This is a genomic window from Nonomuraea turcica (assembly GCF_030718205.1).
Lineage (GTDB): Bacteria > Actinomycetota > Actinomycetes > Streptosporangiales > Streptosporangiaceae > Nonomuraea.
Genome location: NZ_JAUZQF010000002.1, coordinates 633,194 through 652,645 on the forward strand (window position 1 = coordinate 633,194; position 19,452 = coordinate 652,645).

The 19,452-nt window shown below is 70.3% G+C and carries 7 protein-coding genes; 3 read left to right on the top strand and 4 right to left on the bottom strand.

The features are described 5' to 3' along the window. Positions 1 to 55: 55 nt before the first annotated feature. The 3 genes from Q9G87_RS08435 to Q9G87_RS08445 all read left to right on the top strand — a co-directional run bounded on the left by Q9G87_RS08435 (position 56) and on the right by Q9G87_RS08445 (position 3,529). Positions 56 to 1,168 carry an acyltransferase family protein gene (locus Q9G87_RS08435; RefSeq protein WP_305915643.1) on the top strand — a complete coding sequence of 371 codons (1,113 nt, stop codon included), beginning with the start codon at positions 56 to 58 and terminating at the stop codon, positions 1,166 to 1,168. A gap of 283 nt (positions 1,169 to 1,451) precedes the next feature. Further along, the gene (locus Q9G87_RS08440) at positions 1,452 to 2,876 is read left to right on the top strand and encodes a pyridoxal phosphate-dependent decarboxylase family protein (protein ID WP_305915644.1); all 1,425 of its coding nucleotides are present in this window, start codon (positions 1,452 to 1,454) and stop codon (positions 2,874 to 2,876) included. Positions 2,877 to 2,935: 59 nt separating this feature from the next. After that, positions 2,936 to 3,529: a TetR/AcrR family transcriptional regulator gene (locus tag Q9G87_RS08445; protein ID WP_305915645.1), complete on the top strand. Its 594-nt coding sequence runs from the start codon at positions 2,936 to 2,938 to the stop codon at positions 3,527 to 3,529. Between the two features lie 352 nt (positions 3,530 to 3,881). On the opposite strand, the gene Q9G87_RS08450 is transcribed toward Q9G87_RS08445, so the two are convergent. The 4 genes from Q9G87_RS08450 to Q9G87_RS08465 are packed head-to-tail and all read right to left on the bottom strand — an operon-like array spanning position 3,882 to position 19,438. Then, on the bottom strand, positions 3,882 to 4,787 hold the full coding sequence (locus Q9G87_RS08450) for a TauD/TfdA family dioxygenase (protein ID WP_305915646.1): 906 nt from the start codon (positions 4,785 to 4,787) through the stop codon (positions 3,882 to 3,884). A gap of 2 nt (positions 4,788 to 4,789) precedes the next feature. After that, the gene (locus Q9G87_RS08455) at positions 4,790 to 6,085 is read right to left on the bottom strand and encodes an MFS transporter (RefSeq protein WP_305915647.1); all 1,296 of its coding nucleotides are present in this window, start codon (positions 6,083 to 6,085) and stop codon (positions 4,790 to 4,792) included. Beyond that, entirely contained in the window at positions 6,060 to 9,992 is a 3,933-nt protein-coding gene (locus Q9G87_RS08460) for a non-ribosomal peptide synthetase (protein WP_305915648.1), read from the bottom strand. Before Q9G87_RS08460 ends, Q9G87_RS08455 begins: the two co-directional genes overlap by 26 nt. Beyond that, positions 9,989 to 19,438 carry a non-ribosomal peptide synthetase gene (locus tag Q9G87_RS08465; RefSeq protein ID WP_305915649.1) on the bottom strand — a complete coding sequence of 3,150 codons (9,450 nt, stop codon included), beginning with the start codon at positions 19,436 to 19,438 and terminating at the stop codon, positions 9,989 to 9,991. The genes Q9G87_RS08460 and Q9G87_RS08465 overlap by 4 nt, the downstream gene beginning before the upstream one ends. Between the last annotated feature and the right edge of the window lie 14 nt (positions 19,439 to 19,452).

Consider the following 19,452-nt stretch of genomic DNA (forward strand, 5'->3'; position numbering starts at 1 on the left):
CCAAAACCGGCAGATCCGCCGCGTCGCGGGCCGTCAATCGACGCTGGACCGGCTGGTGGCGGCCACGCCGGCGTCCCGCGACCGGGTGGTCGACGCCGCCCGCGCGCTGTGCATCGTGGTCGTCACCCTCTGGCACTGGACATTGTCGGTCACCCACCGCACCGCCGACGGCAGCCTGGCTATGCCCAACCCGATCCATGCCGTGCCCGGTGGCTGGCTGGCCACCTGGGTGCTGCAGATCATGCCGGTGTTCTTCCTGGTCGGTGGGTACGCCAACCTGGTCGGCTGGCAGCGGGCTCAGGCGCGCGGGACGACCGCCGGCCAGTTCGTCCGAGACCGGCTGCGCCGGCTGCTCTTGCCGACTGCCGTCTGGGCCCTGGTCTGGCTCGCCGGCGAGCTGATCGCGGCCGCCCTGCCCGGCCTCCACCGATGGATGTGGGAGTGGTTCCCCGGCTACCTGACGCCGCTGTGGTTCCTGGGCGTGTACGGCCTGCTGATCGCCGCAGTGCCGATCACCGCGAGCTTGAACGCCCGCTACGGAGCCAGGGTCCTGGTAGCGCTCGTGCTGCTGATCACCCTCGGCAGCTTGGCGCACCGCGGCGCCGACCTGGCCTGGGCGGCCTGGGTGACCGCCGCCCTGGTGTGGCTGTTCTGCCACCAGCTCGGCTACGCCTGGCGCAGCTGGGAGCTAGGGCGGCGGCCGCTGGCGCAGCGGCTGGCGGTTGCCGGGGCCGGACTGGCCGCGCTGGTCGGGCTGACAGTGGGAGCGGGCTACCCCCTCTCGATGGTGGCCACCGCCGGCGCCGAATCCAACATCTTCCCGACCAACGCCACCATCGCCGCCCTGGCCGTCTTTCAACTCGGGCTGCTGGTCCTGGTCACGCCGGCCGCCGAGCGCCTGCTGCGCCGACCGGCTGTCTGGAAGCCGGTGGTGGCCCTCAACGTGGTCGCGTTGACCATCTTTCTCTGGCACATGACCGCGTACCTGGTGGTGCTGTGGGCCTATGAAGGGCTAGGCGGCAACCTGCCGGCGGAGCCAACCGTCGGCTGGTGGGCCCAGCGCTGGCTGTGGCTCCTGGCCCCATTGGCCGTGATGGCCGTGCTGGCCGTCCTGTTCGCCCGAGTCGAGCTGGCCGCCCGCCGACCCCGCAGAGGGGCAGACAGCTGAGCTGGGCACTCGCAAAAGACCGGGCCGTGTCATCCCCACCGGGAACACGAACCGCAGCCAGCAGCCGGAGATGCCCAATGGATCATGGTGTGCAGGATTGGTGCAACCGAGCACACACGAAGCACGCGACCACTAGACGAAAATTCTAGAACGCATCCGATCCCGCGTTATCGCAGACCCGGTGCTACTGTCGACCATAGTTTTTCTATGAACATAGAAAAAAGGTTCTCGGTTTCCGTCCTCCCCGGTCTCGGTGCGGTGACGGTGAGGAAGGGGGAACGTCGTGGTGACGACACCTCACACCGCAAGCCGGTTTCTGCACAGCGGACCGGCGGGCGCAGCGGCACTGGCCGAGCAGTTGCAGACCGCCGTCGCGGAGATGGCTCGTTGGATGGACGAGTACGGGAGCTTCAGCCCGCACCCGTCTTTGGACGTTGAGATGGACGCGCTGAAGCGGGCCACCGAGGAGCTGCGCGTCCGGTTGCGGGAGAACTATCCGTTCTTCCACCCCCGCTACGTCGGTCAGATGCTCAAGCCACCGCACCCGGCAGCGGTGATCGGCTACGTGACCGCGATGATGATCAACCCGAACAATCACGCTCTGGACGGCGGGCCGGCCACCGCGCGGATGGAAAAGGAGGTCGTGGCGCAGCTGGCGGCCATGTTCGGCTTCGAGCAGCACTTGGGCCACCTGACCAGCAGTGGCACCATCGCCAACCTCGAGGCCCTGTTCGTCGCCCGCCAGACACACCCGGGCAAGGCGGTGGCCTACAGCGCTGACGCGCACTACACCCACTCCCGCATGTGCCACCTGCTGGGAGTGGACGGCACGGCGGTCCCGACGACGGCCGACGGCACGATGGACCTGCAGGCTTTGGAGGAGCTGCTGCGCACCGGGGCCATCGGCACCGTGGTGGCCACCACCGGCACGACCGGACTGGGAGCGATCGACCCGGTCCACGACATCGTCGCGCTGTGCCGGCGCTACGGGGCGCGGGTGCACGTCGACGCCGCCTACGGCGGGTTCTTCCGTCTCATCGCCGACGACAGCCCCGACGGTGTGGCTGCCGCCCCCTTCGCCGCCATCGCCGAGTGCGACTCGGTCGTCATCGACCCGCACAAGCACGGCCTGCAGCCCTATGGCTGCGGCGCGGTCCTGTTCAAGGACCCCGGCGCGGCGCGGCATTACCTGCACGAGTCGCCTTACACCTACTTCACCTCCGAGGAACTGCACCTGGGTGAGATCTCTCTGGAGTGTTCGCGCGCCGGCGCGGCGGCCGCCGCCCTGTGGCTGACACTGCGGCTGCTGCCGTTGACGCCCGAGGGCCTGGGCGCGGCGCTGCGCCCAGGCCGGCGCGCCGCGCTGGCCTGGGCGGAGCGCATCAGGACCGGCGAGCAGCTGACCCTGTACCAGCCCCCGCAGCTCGACATCCTCACCTACTACCCCACCCGTGACCGCTTGTCGGAGATAGACCGGGCCAGCACACACGTCCTGACCCGGGGCATGCGGCTGCCCGCAGCGCAGTCACTGTTCGTGGCCACCTACACCGTCGATGCCGCCGCCCTGGTCGCACGCGCGCACCGGGTGGCCGCCGACGTGCCGCACGGCCGCATTCTGCGCAGTGTGCTGATGAAGCCCGAGACCGAGCAGCACGTCCCGTCCCTGCACCGGCACGTCCTCGACCTGCTCGCCAACAGCGGCACGTAAGCCGCCGGTCACCCAGCAGCCCGTACAGACCTCCAATCGGCCAACGGAAGGGAGCCGCCGTGCCTAAGGTCGTCGACCATGATCAACGCAGAGTGGAGCTCATCGAGGCCACCTGGCGCACCATCGCCCGCACCGGATGGGACTCGGCCACCATGGCCGCCATCGCCGCCGAAGCCGGCTTCTCCAACGGAGCGCTCAAACCGTACTTCGCGACCAAGGACAACCTGTTGGCCGCCGCCTTCGAGCACATCTACGTCCAGACCGGCCGCCGCATGGCCGCCGCCACCGCCGGCAAGCAGGGCCTGACGGCCCTGCGCGCCTACTGCCAGGAGATCTTGCCGCTGGACGACACAACCCGGGACGAAGCCCGCATCGTCATCCCCTTCTGGCACAAAGCTCTCACCAGTCCCCGCCTGGCGGCGCGGCACGAGCACGCCATGCGCGAGTGGCGCGGACAACTCCAGCGCTACCTCACCGAAGCCCGCGAAGCCGGTGAGGTCCGCACGCCGATCCCCGACGAACAGATCATCGGGCACCTGCTCACCGCGCTGCTCGGCGCGCAGATCACCGCAACGCTCATGCCCACCCTGGAAACCACCCAGACCCTCACCGCACAGCTCGACGGTTTCCTCACCCTGCTCACGGTTCCTTGATGCAGAGCTCCCCCGCCAGCACATATGCGCAGCTGTTGTGTCACCGAGCTTTGAGCACCGCACGGGCTCCCGTCGATGAGCAGATCGCCTACGCAGGCCTGGCGCGGGAAGATCAACGCCCGCCGACATCGCGGCAACTGCCAGGTCCCGCGGAGGTCTCCGCGGTGCAGCCGTGGTATCGGGCCGCGGCGACGATCGGCGGATGCCGCACCGGGACCGCTTGGCCCTCCCGGCGTACGGCCGGCCGCCAGGCGCTGGCAACGCTGCGGTTCAAAGAGGCACCTTGAGTGGAAGGGGACGAAAGTCCACACGTCCGGACATGGAGGCCGTCGGGACGCTGCGCTGACGCCGCTCAGATCATCGCCACCAGGATCCTTCTCGGGCCGGTGTAAGCGTGCCTGCCGTGCATGACGAGCAGGTTGTCGATCATCATGACGTCGCCTTCCTGCCAGGGGAAGGAGCATTCGTTCCGTTTGGCGACGTCGCGGATGTGCTGGAGGTCGACCACGTCCAGCGGGCTGCCGTCGCCGTAGGTGGCCTGGAGGGGCAGGTCTTCGTCGGTCTCTGCCATCTCCAGCAGGGCATCGGCCTCGTCGTCCGGGAGGTTGGAGACGTGCCACTGCTCGGCCTGGTTGAACCAGACCTCCTCGCCGGTGACGGGCTGACGCCGGATGGCCGGGCGGACCTGTCGTACTCTGAGCTCCTCATCATCGGTCCAGTGGAACTCCGCGCCGGTTTCCGCCAGCGTCTTCTCCACCTCGGCCCGGTCGGCCGTCTCGTAAGTGTCCTGCCAGGACTTGCCGAAGCCGAATCCCCCGTGCAGATTCTGCAGGTAGGCGACGCCGCGGGTGGCGAAGCGCTCGCGAACCTCGGGTGCGATGCCGGCCAGCACGGCCCTGGAGTCCGAGACGGGCGTCGCGCCTCCGGTCTCGGGAGCCTGGTCGCAGTAGAAGAACAGGCGTGAGGGCCAGCGGTGGGCGTAGGACAGCTCGTTGTGCAGGGAGATCTCGTACTCCGCCGGGTACTCGGTGGAGGTCCACACGCCGGTCTGCACGGCCATGCGGGGAGAGTTGCCGTGCCGGTAGTCGGTGAACGGTTCCCCGAACGTGCTGACGAACCGGTGGAAGTCAGCGGGCGAGGCGATGCCGAGACCGCGGAACAGCACGGCACCGTGCTGGACGAGCAACTCGTCGGCGGGCCCGCGCGCGGCGTCGTCGAGCACGGCGATCGTGGTCGCACCTGAGGTGATCTTGTCCATGGTCAGTGCTCCTGCGGTTCCGGCATGCCCTTGGTCTTGGGAATGGGTGACAGCGCGAGCACGACGATCGGGATCACCGCACCCGCCGCGCAGATCAGCATCGTGGTCCGCATCCCGATCCCTGCCGCGAGCAGCCCCGTGAGCAGGGCGCCGAGCGGGGCGAGGCTGAGGGCGACGGCGCGCTGTGAGGCCATCACCCGGCCCTGCAGGTGCTGCGGGGTGGCGCCCATGCGCAACGTCCCGCTCGCCACCATCGCGATGGGCCCGGTGATGCCCAGCAGGAACTGGGCGGCTCCGATCATGACGATGAGCAGCCACGTCGGCCCGGTGGCCAGCCCGATGAGGAACAGCGAGAGGTTGCCGACCACGGTGGGCCAGAAGAACGCCGGGCCGATGCCGATCCGCTTCATCGTCCGCGTGGCCAGCAGCGACCCGAGAATGGCGCCGGGAGCGCCGACGGCCAGCAAGATGCCGAGCCAGTAAGGGTTGAGGCCGAGCCCTTCGACGACCCAGAGCGGCAGCAGGACCTCGATGCCGGTGTAGAAGAACATGTAGAAGCCGGCCGCGATGACGCCCGGCCGGATCAGCGGGTCACGCCACACCCAGCGCAGCCCCTCGGCGATCGAGGAGAACACGCTCGGCCGTTCCTCGCCCGGTGTGGGCACCGGCTCCGGCTTGCGGATCAGCGCGCAGCTGATCGCGGAGATGATGAGCGTCACCACGTTGACGAGCAAGACCTGGGCCGCGGCGAACGCGCTGACCAGGGCGGATCCCGTGCTGTTTCCGGCGATCCTGGAGACGGACGTGCTGAGCTGCAGCTTGGCGTTGCCGTCACCGAGATGCTCCCGCCCCACCAGGAACGGCAGGTGCGACATGTTGGCGACCTCGAAGAACACGAACAGCGCGACCGAGAGGAAGGAGATCGTGCCGAGCCAGAAGAGCGTGAGCGTCCCGGTGAGGTACATGACGACGATCAGGAGCAGCAGCAGGGCGCGGCCGACGTCCGCGGCGATCATGGTGGGCCGCTTGCGGAACCGGTCGGCCCAGAAGCCGGCGAACAGGAACAACAGGAACGGCAGGCGGCTGACCGCGCCGAGCGTGCCCACCTCGGCCTCGTTCGCACCCAGGATGACGATGGCCACCAGCGGCATGGCCACCACGGTGACCTGGGCGCCGAACTGCGAGGTGGTGTAGCCGAGCCAGAGCTTGAGAAACTCTCGGTGCTTCCAGAGGCTGGCGGGCTCGTTTACGGCCGGGGCGGGTGCCGGTGTCTCAGTGGTCGGCGTGTCCGAGGCCACGGTCCATCCACCTCCTCCATTCGTGGGCGGTTCTGGTGACGTAGGGGTCGTACAACGCGCTGAAGCGGGCGCCGGGGATGAGCCCGGTGTCCAGCCCGGGGACGATCGGCCGCCAGCCGAAATCCTCATCGGCGGGCGCCTTGTCCTCTTCCGGGATCAGCAGGACGGCGGGCCCGTCGTAGATGTCGTGCTTGTAGCGGCCCACCGCATGCGCGTTGGCGCGGAAGACCTCCACATAGCGCTGGATCTGATCAAGGTCGTCGGTCTCGGTCCGCAGCTGCCCTTCCTTGGTGGCCGCGTTGACGATCTTCAGCAGGCGCTCGGCCGGTTCGAGCATGCTGAGCTCGCGCGGGTCGAGCGAGGTGGCGCCGCCGGCGAGCGCGTGCACCATCAGCGCGGTGTCGTCCTCCAGGGTGGAGCCGACCACCGGCTCGTCCGCGGAGGACCAGGCGAGGAAGACGTACGGCACAGTCTCGCCGGACGCGCGCAGCCTGCGGGCGACCTCGAGGGCGATGTTCCCGCCGATGCAGAAACCACCCAGGAAGTACGGCCCTGCCGGGGCGATCTCGCGGATGTAGCCGGCGTAGGCTTCCGCCATCTCGTCGATCGAGGCGTGTACCGCGTCGCCCGCGGTGAGGCCGTGTGCCGGGATGGCGTAGACCGGCTGGTCCTCGCCCAGGTGCTGGGCGAGCGGCCGATACCGGAACACCTGCCCGCCGAGGGCGTGGATGAGGAAGAGCGGGGGACGCTTGCCCGTGGTGCGCAGCGGGACGACCCTTCCGCGTGACACCGGGTTATCGCCCTCGTCGGCGAGCGCCTCGGCGAGCAGCGCCACCGTGGGCGCGGCGAGGACCGTCCCCACCGGGATCTCGCGGTCGAGCTCCTGGCGCATGCGCAGGGCCAGGCGGAGCGCCAGCAGCGAGTGGCCGCCCAGGTCGAAGAAGTCGTCGCGGATGCCGACCTGCTCGACCCCGAGGATGTCGGCCCAGATCTCGGTGAGGGTCCGCTCCAGGTCGTCCCGGGGAGCTTCGTACGGGGCACGGGCCGCCGGTGCCGGGTCAGGGAGTGCTTTGCGGTCGAGTTTGCCATTGGCGGTGACCGGTAAGCGCTCCAACTCAGTGAAGGACGCGGGGATCATGTGCTCCGGCAACCGCTCACGCAGGAACCCCACCAGTTCCTGCGCATCCGCCCGGCCCACCACGTAGGCCGCCAGCACACCACCCACCGGCTGCACCGCCGCCGCCTGCACCGCGGGGTGCCGGGCCAGCACCGCCTCGATCTCGCCCAGTTCCACCCGCATCCCCCGGACTTTCACCTGATCGTCCATCCGGCCCAGGTAGTCCACCTCGCCGTGCGGCAACCACCGCGCCAGGTCACCGGTGCGATACAGCCGCGACCCCGGCGGGCCATACGGATCCGGGACGAACCGCTCGGCGGTCAGCCCGGGCCGCCGCACATACCCCTCGGCCACCTGCACTCCGCCAATGCACAGCTCTCCTGGTGTCCCTACCGGCACCCGCCGCGAATCGGCATCCAGGATCTCGATGCGCGTCGCCCGGATCGGCGCCCCGATCGGCGTCCGCTCCTCCCCCACCTGGCACGCGTGCCAGGTCACATCCACCGCCGCCTCGGTCGGTCCGTACAGGTTGTGGACCTCCACACCGGGCCACATCCGATGAACCCGCGCCACGAGCGCGCTCGGCAACGCCTCCCCCGAACACACCACCCGCCGCAAGGACGGCACCGCCAGATCCGGCACCTCCATCACCGCATCCAGCATCGATGGCACGAAATGGACCATTGACACGTGCTCCCGCCGCATCAACTCCACCAACGCCGGCGCGTCCAGGTGCACGCCGGGCGGCGCCACCACCAGCCCAGCGCCCTCCACCAGCGGCCAGAACAACTCCCACACCGACACGTCGAACGTGAACGGTGTCTTCTGCACCACCCGATCCCCCGCTCCGAGCGGGAATGCCTCCCCCATCCACACCAGCCGATTCGCGATCGCGCGATGCGACACCACCACGCCCTTCGGCCGCCCCGTCGACCCCGACGTGTAGATCACATATGCCGGCGCCTCCGGAGGAACGGCCACAGGCTCTGCCCCGCGCACGACCTCCGGCACGGCGGTGGAGACGGTCTCCACCTCCCCGAACCGCTCCGGCGCCTCGGTGATCACGACCCGTGCCCCGGCATCGGCCACCATGAACGTCAACCGCTCATCCGGGTACTCCGGCTCCAGCGGCAGATAGGCGCCCCCCGCCGCCATCACCGCATGAACGGCCACCACCAGGTCCACGCTCCGCGGCAGGCACACCCCCACCACATCGCCCAGCCGCACACCCCGCTCACGAAGGGCCGAAGCCAGCGCACTCACCCGTGCGCCGAACTCCGCATATGACAGCCACACCCCATCGCCGCCGCAGGCGGCCGCCGCATCCGGCGTCGCAGCCACCCGCCGTGCCACCGCCTCCGGCAACGACACGAACTCCCGCGCCGGCCCCGTCGCGTTCCACCCCTCCACCGCCGCCACGTCCTGGGCGAGGAGCTCGGCGGCACCGCGCGGATCGGCCGCGGGATCCGCAGCGATCTCGGTGAAGACCTGGTGGTAATACTCGCCCATGCGGAGGATCTGATCCGCGGAGAACTGGGTGACGTCGTACTTCAGCTTCAGCTCCAACCCGCCGCTCTGCGGGGACCACGTGAAGTTGGCCGAAACCGGCAGGTTGGTCTGCTCGAAGAACTCGCTCTCCACGACCTCGATCGGGCCGCCGGGACCGAGGTCGCGGTAGACGTGGAAGTCGCGGTAGTCGAAGAGGACGTCGATCACCGGCGACCGGTTGGTGAGCCGTTGCATCTCGAACAGCGGGTAGAGCCGGTGCGGCAGGAGGGCCACCTCGGCTTCGAAGACCTTCCTGATCAGCTCCTGCCAGGTGCGGACGTCCGTACGCACCCTGACGGGCACGCTGTTGAGGAACAGGCCGAGGACCTGCTCCGCCGCCTCGTGCTCGGGCCTGCCGTGCGTGACCAGGCCGGTGATGACGTCGGCGTCGCCGGTGAGCAGCGCGAGCACGCGGAGGTGGCCTGTGAGCAGCACGGTCCGCAGCGGCACCCTGGCCTGGCGCGCCACCTGTTGGAGCGCCGCCACGAGCGGCTTGCCGAGCGGTACGGCGTGAGCCGTCGTCTCCTCCGCGTCCCCCGTACGGTATCCGGGCAGACGAGGCAGCGTGGTGGCCGGCGCCTCCGCCAGCACGTCCCGCCAGAACTGCTCGGTCGCCGCGGACGCCACCGCAGCCTTCTCCCTGGCGACGAAATCACGGAAGGTCAGCCCCGGCGCCTCTGCTCGGCCACTGCCGTTCGCTGGCGGAGGCTCGACCGCCGGGTCGCTGTCGACAGCGAACCTGGCGGCGTAGCGGCCGAGCAGTTCGGTCACGAGCGAGGCCACGCTCCAGCCGTCGAGGATGGCGTGGTGGAAGCTCAGGGTGAGCGCGAACCATCCCGGTGCGAGGTGGTGGATGACGGCGCGGAAGAGCGGCGGGGCCTCCCAGTCGAACGGCCGCCGCTTCTCCTCCTCCCGCCAGATGCTCAGGCGCTGCCGGGGATCCTCGAACCCGGAAAGGTCGATCTCCTGTACGGGCGGCTCGACGTCGTCCCAGACGAGCTGGATCGGCTCGTCGAATCCAGTCAGATCGAACGAGGTCCGCAGGACGGCGTGCCTGGCCATGACGTCGCGCAGCGCGGACCTGAACACCTCACCCTGGTAGGTGCCGCGCAGGATCAGTGTGAAGACGTCGTGGTAGGTCGCGGAGTCTTCCTGGTAGGCGCTGTGGAAGAGCATTCCCGCCTGCAGTGCGGTCAGCGGGTAGGCGTCTTCCAGCCCGGTCACGGAGTCTGTTGCCGTCAACGCCTGCCTCCTGGGAATCGCCGCTTGAGCCGATCCAGATCCGCCGAGCCGAGCAGGCCGAACGCCCGGCTGCCCGTGCTCTCGTCGGTCTCGCCGAGGGTGATCGTCTGAGCCAGCTCCCGTACCGTCTGGTGGACGAAGACGTCCTCGAGCTTGAGGGTGTAGCCGCGGGCCCGGAGGCGTGCGACGACCTTGAGCGATCTGATGGAGTCGCCGCCGAGGGCGAAGAAACCGTCGTGGGCGCCCGGCGACGCGATGTCCAGCACCTCGGCCCAGACCTCGGCGACCGCCCGTTCGGCCGCCCCGCTCGGCTCCTCGTACGGCACGTCCGCCGGGGCCTGAGGCGTGGGAAGTGCTTTGCGGTCGAGTTTGCCGTTGGCGGTGACCGGCAACCGGTCCAGCACCGTGAACCAGGACGGAACCATGTGATCGGGCAACTGCGCACGCAGATACCCCGTCAGCTCCTCGATGTCCGGCTCGCCCACCACATACGCCGCCAACCCTCCGCCGAACGGCTGCACCACCGCCGCCGTCACCGACGCATGTCCGGCCAGCACCGCCTCGACCTCACCAAGCTCCACCCGCATCCCGCGGATCTTCACCTGATGATCGATCCGGCCCAGGTAGTCGACCTCACCCTCCGGTAACCACCGCGCCAGATCACCCGTCCGATACACCCGCGAACCCGGCGGGCCGTAGGGATCGGGCACGAACTGCTGCGCCGTCAACCCCGGGCTGCCGGCGTATCCGTCGGCCAGACCCACCCCGGCGATGCACAGCTCCCCCGCCGTCCCCACCGGCACCCGCCGCAGGTTCTGGTCCAGGACCTCCAACCGGATCCCCCGGATCGGCGCGCCGATCGGCGTGCGCGTCTCCCCCGGCACACACGCATGCCAGCTCACATCGACCGCCGCTTCGGTCGGCCCATACAGGTTGTGCAACCGCGCATGCGGGATCCGCTCGAAGAACCGCCCTGCCAACGACGACGGCAACGCCTCCCCCGAACACACCACGCGCCGCAGCGACGGCACCTCCAGAATCGGCTCCTCCAGCAACGCCTCCAGCATCGACGGCACAAAATGCACCATCGACACCTCATGCTGATGAATCAGCCCGATCAAAGCAGTGGTGTCACGATGCGCACCCGGCGCCGCCACCACCAACCCCGCGCCGGACATCAACGGCCAGAACAACTCCCACACGGACACGTCGAACGTGAACGGCGTCTTGTGCAGCACCCGATCGCCGGCCCCCAACGGGAAGGCCTCCCCCATCCACACCAGACGATTCGCGATCGCCCGATGCGAGACCACCACACCCTTCGGCCGGCCCGTCGACCCCGACGTGTAGATCACATACGCCGGTGCACTCGCAGGAACCGGCACACGCCCTGGCTCCCCGTCCTCGGGCTCAACCGCCGGACTCACCGTGACACACCCCGCGAAACGCTGCGGCTCCTCGGTGATCACGGCCCGCACTCCGCCATCCGTGACCATGAACGCCAGCCGCTGGTCGGGGTCATCGGGATCGAGCGGCAGGTACGCCGCTCCCGCCGCCACCGCGGCGTGCACGGCCACCACCAGGTCGACGCTGCGCGGCAGGCACACGCCCACCACGTCGCCCACCCGCACACCACGCTCACGCAAGGCCCGGGCCAACGCATTGACCCGCCCGCCGAACTCGGCATACGTCAGCCACGTACCGTCGGCGTCGCACACCGCGGGTGCGTCCGGCGTCGCGGCCACCCGTGCGGCCACCGCGTCGGGCAACGACACGAACTCCCGCGCCACCCCCGTCGCATTCCACCCCTCCACCACCGCCGCATCCCGGGCGGGCAGGGGAAGCCAGGAGACAGGCGCGTCGGGGTCCTCCACCGCCGCGGTGAGCAGGGCGACGAAGTGCTCAGCCATGCGCTCGATCACGTGGGCGTCGAAGAGGTCGGTGCGGTACTCGAAGATGCCACCCAGCCGGCCTGGGAAGCGCTGGAGGTGGAGCGAGAGGTCGAACTTGGCGGTCGTGGTGTTCGACGACACCCACTCGATGTGCAGATCTCCGGCCCGCATCGCAGACCGTTCCGTATCTTCCAGGCTGAGCATGGCCTGGACCAACGGCGTACTGCCCAGATCGCGGCGCGGCCGCAGATCCTCGACGAGCGCCTCGAAGGGAACCTCCGCGTTGGCGAAGGCGTCCAGCGTGGTGGTCCTGACCTGCCTGATCAACTCCCGGAACGTGGGGTCTCCCGAGCAGTCGGTACGGAGCACCAACGTGTTGAGGAAGAAACCGATCAACGGTTCCAGCTCCGGCCTGGGCCGTTCCGCGGTCGGCGTGCCGACGGAGATGTCCTGCTGACCCGTGTGCCGGGAGAGCAGGACGGCGAAGGCGGCGAGCAGCGCCATGAACAGCGAGGCGTTCTCCTCGGCTCCCAGCGCTCGCAGCCGCTCGAAGACCGAGGTCGGGATCATGAACGGAACATTGGCACCCTCATGACCGCGTCGAGCCGGACGCGGCTTGCTCGCGGGGAGTTCCAGGCGTTCCGGCATGCCCGCCAGCCGCTTGCGCCAGTAGGCCACCTGGGTGTCGCGGAGCTCACCCTCCACCCGCGCACGCTGCCAGGCCGCATAGTCGGCGTACTGCACCGGCAGCTCCGTCAGCGACGCACCCCGGCCCTCCGCCAACGCCGCATAGAGCTCACCCAGCTCACGGGCGAACAACACCGCCGACCACGCATCGTTCACCACATGATGCACCGTCACCAGCAACTGATGATCGTGCACCCCATGCCGGACCAGATGCGCCCGCAGCGGAGGCTCAGCCGTCAGATCGAAACGCCGCCCCGCCACCCCCAGCAAAAACTCACGAGCCTCCGCCTCGGCCAGCTCCACCACCTCAAAAGGCACCACCGGCTCGGCCCCCACCGACACCAGCACCTCATCGTCAACCTGCACGAACCGCGACCGCAGCACCTCATGCCGCTCCGCCAACGCCACCAACGCCCGCTCCAGCAACCCCGCATCCAGCGGGCCGCGCAGGCGCAGCCAGATCTGGGTGTTGTAGACAGCGAGATCGCTCTCCAGCTGATCGAGGAACCACAGCCGGCGCTGGCCGTACGACACGGGCAGCAGCCCGTCGCGCGGCAGCGGCACCACCTCGGGCACCGGGTCGGCGGCCGTGCGCATCGCCGCCGAGTCCGCGGCCGTGCGCATCGCCGCCGAGTCCGCGGCCGTGCGCTGGGCGGCGGCGATGCGCTCGGCCAGCGCGGCCACGGTGGGCGCCTCGAACAGCGCCCGTACCGGCAACTCGATCTCGAAGGCCGCACGCAAGCGGGTGACGATCTTGATCGCCAGCAGCGAGTGGCCGCCGAGCGCGAAGAAACCGTCGTCACGCCCCACCGGACCGGTCTGGAGCACCGCCTCGAACAGCGCCGCCACCAACTCCTCCACCGGACCACGCGGCGCCACCCGCACCGGCTCGACCACACCGGCCGGCTCGGGCAGGGCCGACCTGTCGAGCTTGCCGTTGGCATTGGTTGGGAGCTCGTCCAAGAAGGTGAGGGTGGCGGGGATCATGTGGTCGGGCAGCCGCTCCTGCAGGAGGGCGCGGAGTTCTGCGGGTTCCGGCGTGACATCACCCGACGGCACGACATAGGCGGCGAGGACGCCGCGAACGGGCTGCACCACTGCGGTGCGGACGGCTGGATGCTCGGCGAGGAGCGACTCGATCTCGCCGGGCTCGACCCGCATGCCGCGGATCTTCACCTGGTTGTCCATGCGGCCGAGGTAATCGACCTCGCCGCCCGGGAGCCACGTGGCCAGATCGCCGGTGCGGTAGAGGCGAGCGCCGGGCGGGCCGTAGGGGTCGGGCACGAACTGCCGCGCCGTCAGCCCTGGCCGGCCGGCGTACCCCTCGGCCAGGCCGATGCCCGCGATGCACAGCTCACCGGGGGTGCCGATGGGCACCCTGCGCAGGTCCGCGTCGAGGATCTCGATCCTGATCCCCCTGATCGGGGCGCCGATCGGGGTTTGCGTCTCACCCGGCTCGCACTTGTGCCAGGTCACCTCGATGGCGGCCTCGGTGGGACCGTACAGGTTGTGCAGCTCGGCGCCGGGCAGCCGGGTGTGCAGGCGTTCGGCCAGCACGGCAGGCAGCGCCTCCCCTGAGCAGATCACCCTGCGCACGGAGGGCAGGTCCAGCTCCGGCTCGTCCAGCAGAGCGTCCAGCATGGACGGGACGAAGTGAATGGTGGTGACGTCGTGCTGGGCGACGAGCCGGGCCAGTGCGGCCGGATCGCGGTGTGCGTCCGGCGGGGCCACCACGAGGCCGGCGCCGGCGATGAGCGGCCAGAACAGCTCCCAGACCGACACGTCGAACGTGAAGGTGGTCTTGAGCATGACCCGGTCGCCGGCCGTGAGCGTGAAAGCGTGGTCGGTCCAGGTCAGCCGGTTGACGATCGCCTCGTGGGAGACGAGGACGCCCTTGGGGGTGCCGGTGGAGCCGGAGGTGTAGATCAGGTAGGCGGGCGCCCTGGGCGGGATCTTCAGCCCCAGCGGCCCGCCATCCTCCGCCATTTCAGGACTTGTCGTGATGAGGCCAGGGAAGCGGTCCGGCTCCTCGGTGATCACGACCCTCGCCCTGCCGTCCGTGGCCATGAACGCCAGCCGCTGGTCGGGGTAGCCGGGGTCGAGCGGCAGGTACGCCGCTCCCGCCGCCACCGCGGCGTGCACGGCCACCACCAGGTCGGCGCTGCGCGGCAGGCACACGCCCACCACGTCGCCCACCCGCACACCACGCTCACGCAAGGCTCTGGCGAGCGTGTTGACCCGCCCGCCGAACTCGGCGTAGGTCAGCCACGTACCGTCGGCGTCGCACACCGCGGGCGCGTCCGGCGTCGCGGCCACCCGCCGCGCCAGCAGGTCGGGCAGCGCCGCGAAGTCCTCCGGGCCGCCCGTGGCGTTCCACCGCTCGATCGTCTCGGTGTCGGCGGCGGTGAGCGCGGGCAATGCGGACAGCCGCTGCTCCGGCCCGGCGGCCGCGGCGGCGAGTACTTCGGTGTAGAGGGTCGCGATGCGCTCGGCGGTGGCCTCGTCGAACAGGTCTGTGCGGTATTCCAGGATGCCGCCGATGCCGCCCGGCTCCCTGCGGAGGTACATGGTGAGGTCGAACTTGGCCGTCGAGGTGCCGACCGACCTCCATTCCATGCCCAGGCCGCCGGCGTCGATGGGCGGACGGTCGGCGTCCTCCAGGCTGAACAGGACCTGCACCAGCGGTGTCGCACCCAGATCGCGCTCCGGCCGCAGCTCTTCGATCAGCGCTTCAAAGGGGACCTCGGCGTTGGCGAAGGCCTCCAGCGTGGTGGTTCTGACCTGCCTGATCAACTCCCGGAAGATGGGGTCTCCCGAGCAGTCGGTACGGAGCACCAACGTGTTGAGGAAGCAGCCGATCAACGGCTCCAGCTCCGGCCTGGGCCGTTCGGCCACGGGTGTGCCGACCACGATGTCGTGCTGGCCGGTGGCGCGGGAGAGCGCGACGGCGAGGCAGGCGACCATGGTCATGAACAGCGAGGCGTTCTCGTCGGCGCCGAGGGTGCGCAGCCGCTCCACGACCTGCGCCGGAATGGTGACCGGGACGTTGGCGCCCTGGTAGTCGCGCCTGGCGGGGCGCGGCCGGTCGGCGGGGAGTTCCAGGCGTTCGGGCATGCCCGCCAGCCGCTTGCGCCAGTAGGCCACCTGGGTGTCGCGGAGCTCACCCTCCACCCGCGCACGCTGCCAAGCCGCATAGTCGGCGTACTGCACCGGCAGCTCCGTCAACGACGCACCCCGGCCCTCCGCCAACGCCGCATAGAGCTCACCCAGCTCACGGGCGAACAACACCGCCGACCACGCATCGTTCACCACATGATGCACCGTCACCAGCAACTGATGATCGTGCACCCCATGCCGGACCAGATGCGCCCGCAACGGAGGCTCAGCCGTCAGATCGAAACGCCACCCCGCCACCCCCAGCAAAAACTCACGAGCCTCCGCCTCGGCCAGCTCCACCACCTCAAAAGGCACCACCGGCTCGGCCCCCACCGACACCAGCACCTCATCATCAACCTGCACGAACCGCGACCGCAGCACCTCATGCCGCTCCGCCAACGCCACCAACGCCCGCTCCAGCAACCCCGCATCCAGCGGGCCCCTGATCCTGAGGCAGATGTGCGTGTTGTAGAGCGCGAGGTCGCTCTCCAGCTGGTCGAGGAACCACAGCCGGCGCTGGGCATAGGAGGCGGGCAGCAGCCCGTCGCGCGGCACAGGGGTGACCGGCGGGATCTGGTCGATCCCGCGGCCCTGGACGGCCGCCAGCCGCGCGGCGAGGCCGGCGACCGTGGGCGACTCGAACAGCGCCCGCGGCGGCAGCCCAGCGCCGAACGCCTTGCGCAGCCGCCCCATGAGCTTGATCGCCAGCAGCGAGTGGCCCCCGAGCGCGAAGAAACCATCGTCACGCCCCACCGGACCGGTCTGGAGCACCGCCTCGAACAGCGCCGCCACCAACTCCTCCACCGGACCACGCGGCGCCACCCGCACCGGCTCGACCACACCGGCCGGCTCGGGCAGGGCCGACCTGTCGACCTTGCCGTGCGCGGCCAGCGGCAGCGCGGGCAGTTCGACGAGGTGCGCCGGGATCATGTGGTCGGGCAGCCGTTCGGCCAGGAAGCCGCTCAGCTCCACCGGCCGGGCGTCACCGACGACGTAGGCCACCAGCGCCGGCTCGTCCTCGCCTCGCACCACCACCACGCAGTCGTCGACCGACGGATGCGCCGCCAGGACCGCCTGCACCTCGCCCGGCTCGACGCGGTGTCCGCGGATCTTGACCTGGCCATCGGCGCGGCCGAGGAACTCGATCGCGCCGTCGGGCAACCTCCGCGCCCGGTCGCCGGTGCGGTAGAGCCTGGCACCCGCACGCCCGGAGAACGGGTCGGGCACGAACGCGGCGGCGGTCTGCCCGGGGCGCCCGAGGTAGCCGCGGGTGACGGTGACGCCGCCGATGCACAGCTCGCCGACCACGCCGTCGGGGACGAGGCGCAGCTCCTCGTCGAGGATGTACGCCTCGGCGTGCGGCAACGGGTGGCCGATGGGGGTGATGACCCCGGCCCCCGGAGGTTCCTGATCGGCCGCGAGGGCGAGCACGCCAACGGTGGTCTCGGTGGGGCCGTAGTGGTTGACGACGGCGGGGGCGTCGGGCAGCGCGCGCAGGCGGCGTACCCACTCCCACCGAGACGCCTCGCCGCCGAGCACGAGCGTACGGCCCGGCAGCAGGTCGGCGACGCCGGTGTGAAGCGCGGCCAGGTGCGATGGGGTGATCTTCAGCAGGTCGATCCGGTCGTCGCGCAGGTGCTCGGCGACCCAGGCGGCGTCCGTGGCGTGGGCACGGGGCACCAGGTGCAGGGTGCCGCCGGTGAGCAGCGCGCCGTGGAAGACGGTGACGCTGAAGTCGAACGTCAGCGGCTGCAGCATCGACGACCGCAGCCCCGGTGCCAGCCCGAGAAGGCCGGTGACGCCCGCGACGTAGGCGGTCAGGTGCCTGTCGGCCACGCCCACCCCCTTGGGCAGGCCGGTCGAACCGGAGGTGTAGATCACGTAGGCGAGCGTGTCGGGGTGCCGGATCACGGCGGGCGGCGTGTCCGGGAGAGCGGCGATGATCTCGGCGTCCGCGTCGAGGTCGACGACGGGAACATCCGTCTGGGGGACGTCCAGCCCCGACCTGGTCAGTACGGCCGTCGCGCCGGAGTCGGCGATCAGGTGGCGGAGCCTCTCCTGGGGGTGCTCCAGGTCCAGCGGGAGGTAGGCGGCGCCGCTCTTGAGCACGGCGAGCACGGCCACGGCGAGGTCGACGTCAGTGTCCAGAAGGATCGCGATCGGGGTGTCGGGGCGAGCCGTGCCCGCCAGGTGCCAGGCGAGCCTGCTGGACCTGCAGTCGAGCTCCGCGTAGGTCAGCGTGCGCCCTCCGGCGTCGGCGACCGCGACCTGGTCGGGCCGCGCCGCCACCTGAGCGGCGAACGCCTCGGTCACCGACGCGAACTCCGCGGAGGCGCCTGTTATTAGCTCGGGAGCTCCGTGCCCTTCGCGGGACTTCGCCGGCAGGGCGGCCCGCACGAGGCGGTCGTCCTCGCCGGGCAGCAGGATCGGCAGCCGGCCGAGCGGGGTCGCCGGATCGGTCAGCGCAGCGTCGAGGACGCGCCGGTAGCGCTCGGCGAACCCCAGCGTCCACGTCTCGTCGAACAGCGCCCTGGCGTACTCGATCCGCCCGTCGATACGGCCGTCCACCTCGGCCAGGTCGATCAGCAGGTCCACCTTCGCCGTGCCGTTGCGCAGCTGCCCGTTGGTGACCAGCGAGGGCAGCAGGTTGAACACGATCTGGTGCAGGGGAGCGCCGGCGCCCTCGGCGTGATCAGGCCGCACCTCATCGACGAGCCGCTCGTAGGGCACCTCATCGTGGTCGAGCGCGTCGAGCACTGTGGTCCGCACCCGCTCGACCAGCTCGCCGAAGGACACCTCGGGCCCGCAGTCGGTACGCAGCAGCAACGTGTTGACGAAGTTGCCGATCAGCGGCTCGAGCTCGGGCAGCGGCCGCCCGCCCACGGGTGACCCCACCACCACGTCGGCCTGGCCGGCCAGCCGCGAGAGCAGCGCCTTGAGCCCGGCCAGCAGCACCACGAAGGGGGTCGTGCGGAACTTCCTGGCCAGCTCGTGGCAGGCGCGTACGGTCTCCTCCGGCAGCACGAAGCCGACGTCGCCGCCGGAGTGGCGGGAGATGTCCGGGTCCGGGGCGCGCGGCGACAAGCGGAGCGGTCCCGGCAGCTCGCCGAGTTGCTTGCGCCAGTAGCCCAGCTGGTCGGCCAGCTCGCCACGCTCCCACCGGTCGCGCTGCCAGCCGGCGAAGTCGCCGTACTGGATCGGCAGCCCAGGCAGGCCGGAGTCGCGCCCTTCGAAGGCCGCCAGGAACTCCCCCTGGAAGCGAGCCACGGAGGCGGCGTCGAAGGCCACGTGGTGCACGGTGAAGAAGAGGTGGTCCACCTCGCCGCCGGTGCGGATCAGCCGGGCTCGCCACAGCGGGGCGCTGTCGAGGGCGATGGATCGGGCGGCCTCGGCGGCGCGTACCCGGGCCAGCTCGCCCTCCGGTGCACGAGCTCCGTCTCGCAGATCGGTGACGGGGATCTCGATCGGCACCTCTGACTCGACGACCTGCACGAGCCCGCCGTCACGCGCGGTGAGCCTGGTGCGCAGGATCTCGTGGCGGCCGACCACCCGCGCGAGCGCGGCGGTGACCTCGGCGGTGTCGCAACCGGGCGGGAGCGGGGTGCCGAAGCCGATGTTGTACACCGCGAGCCCGGATTCGAGCTGATCCAAAAACCAGAGCCGCTCCTGCGCGAAGGACGCGGGAAGTTCGTAACCGCCGGCCGGATCCATGGGCGTGCTCACCG

Coding starts and splice junctions, on each gene's coding strand:
- Q9G87_RS08450 (WP_305915646.1), bottom strand. CDS start 4,787: ATGGACAAGATCACCTCAGGTGCGACCACGATCGCCGTGCTCGACGAC.
- Q9G87_RS08465 (WP_305915649.1), bottom strand. CDS start 19,438: ATGGATCCGGCCGGCGGTTACGAACTTCCCGCGTCCTTCGCGCAGGAG.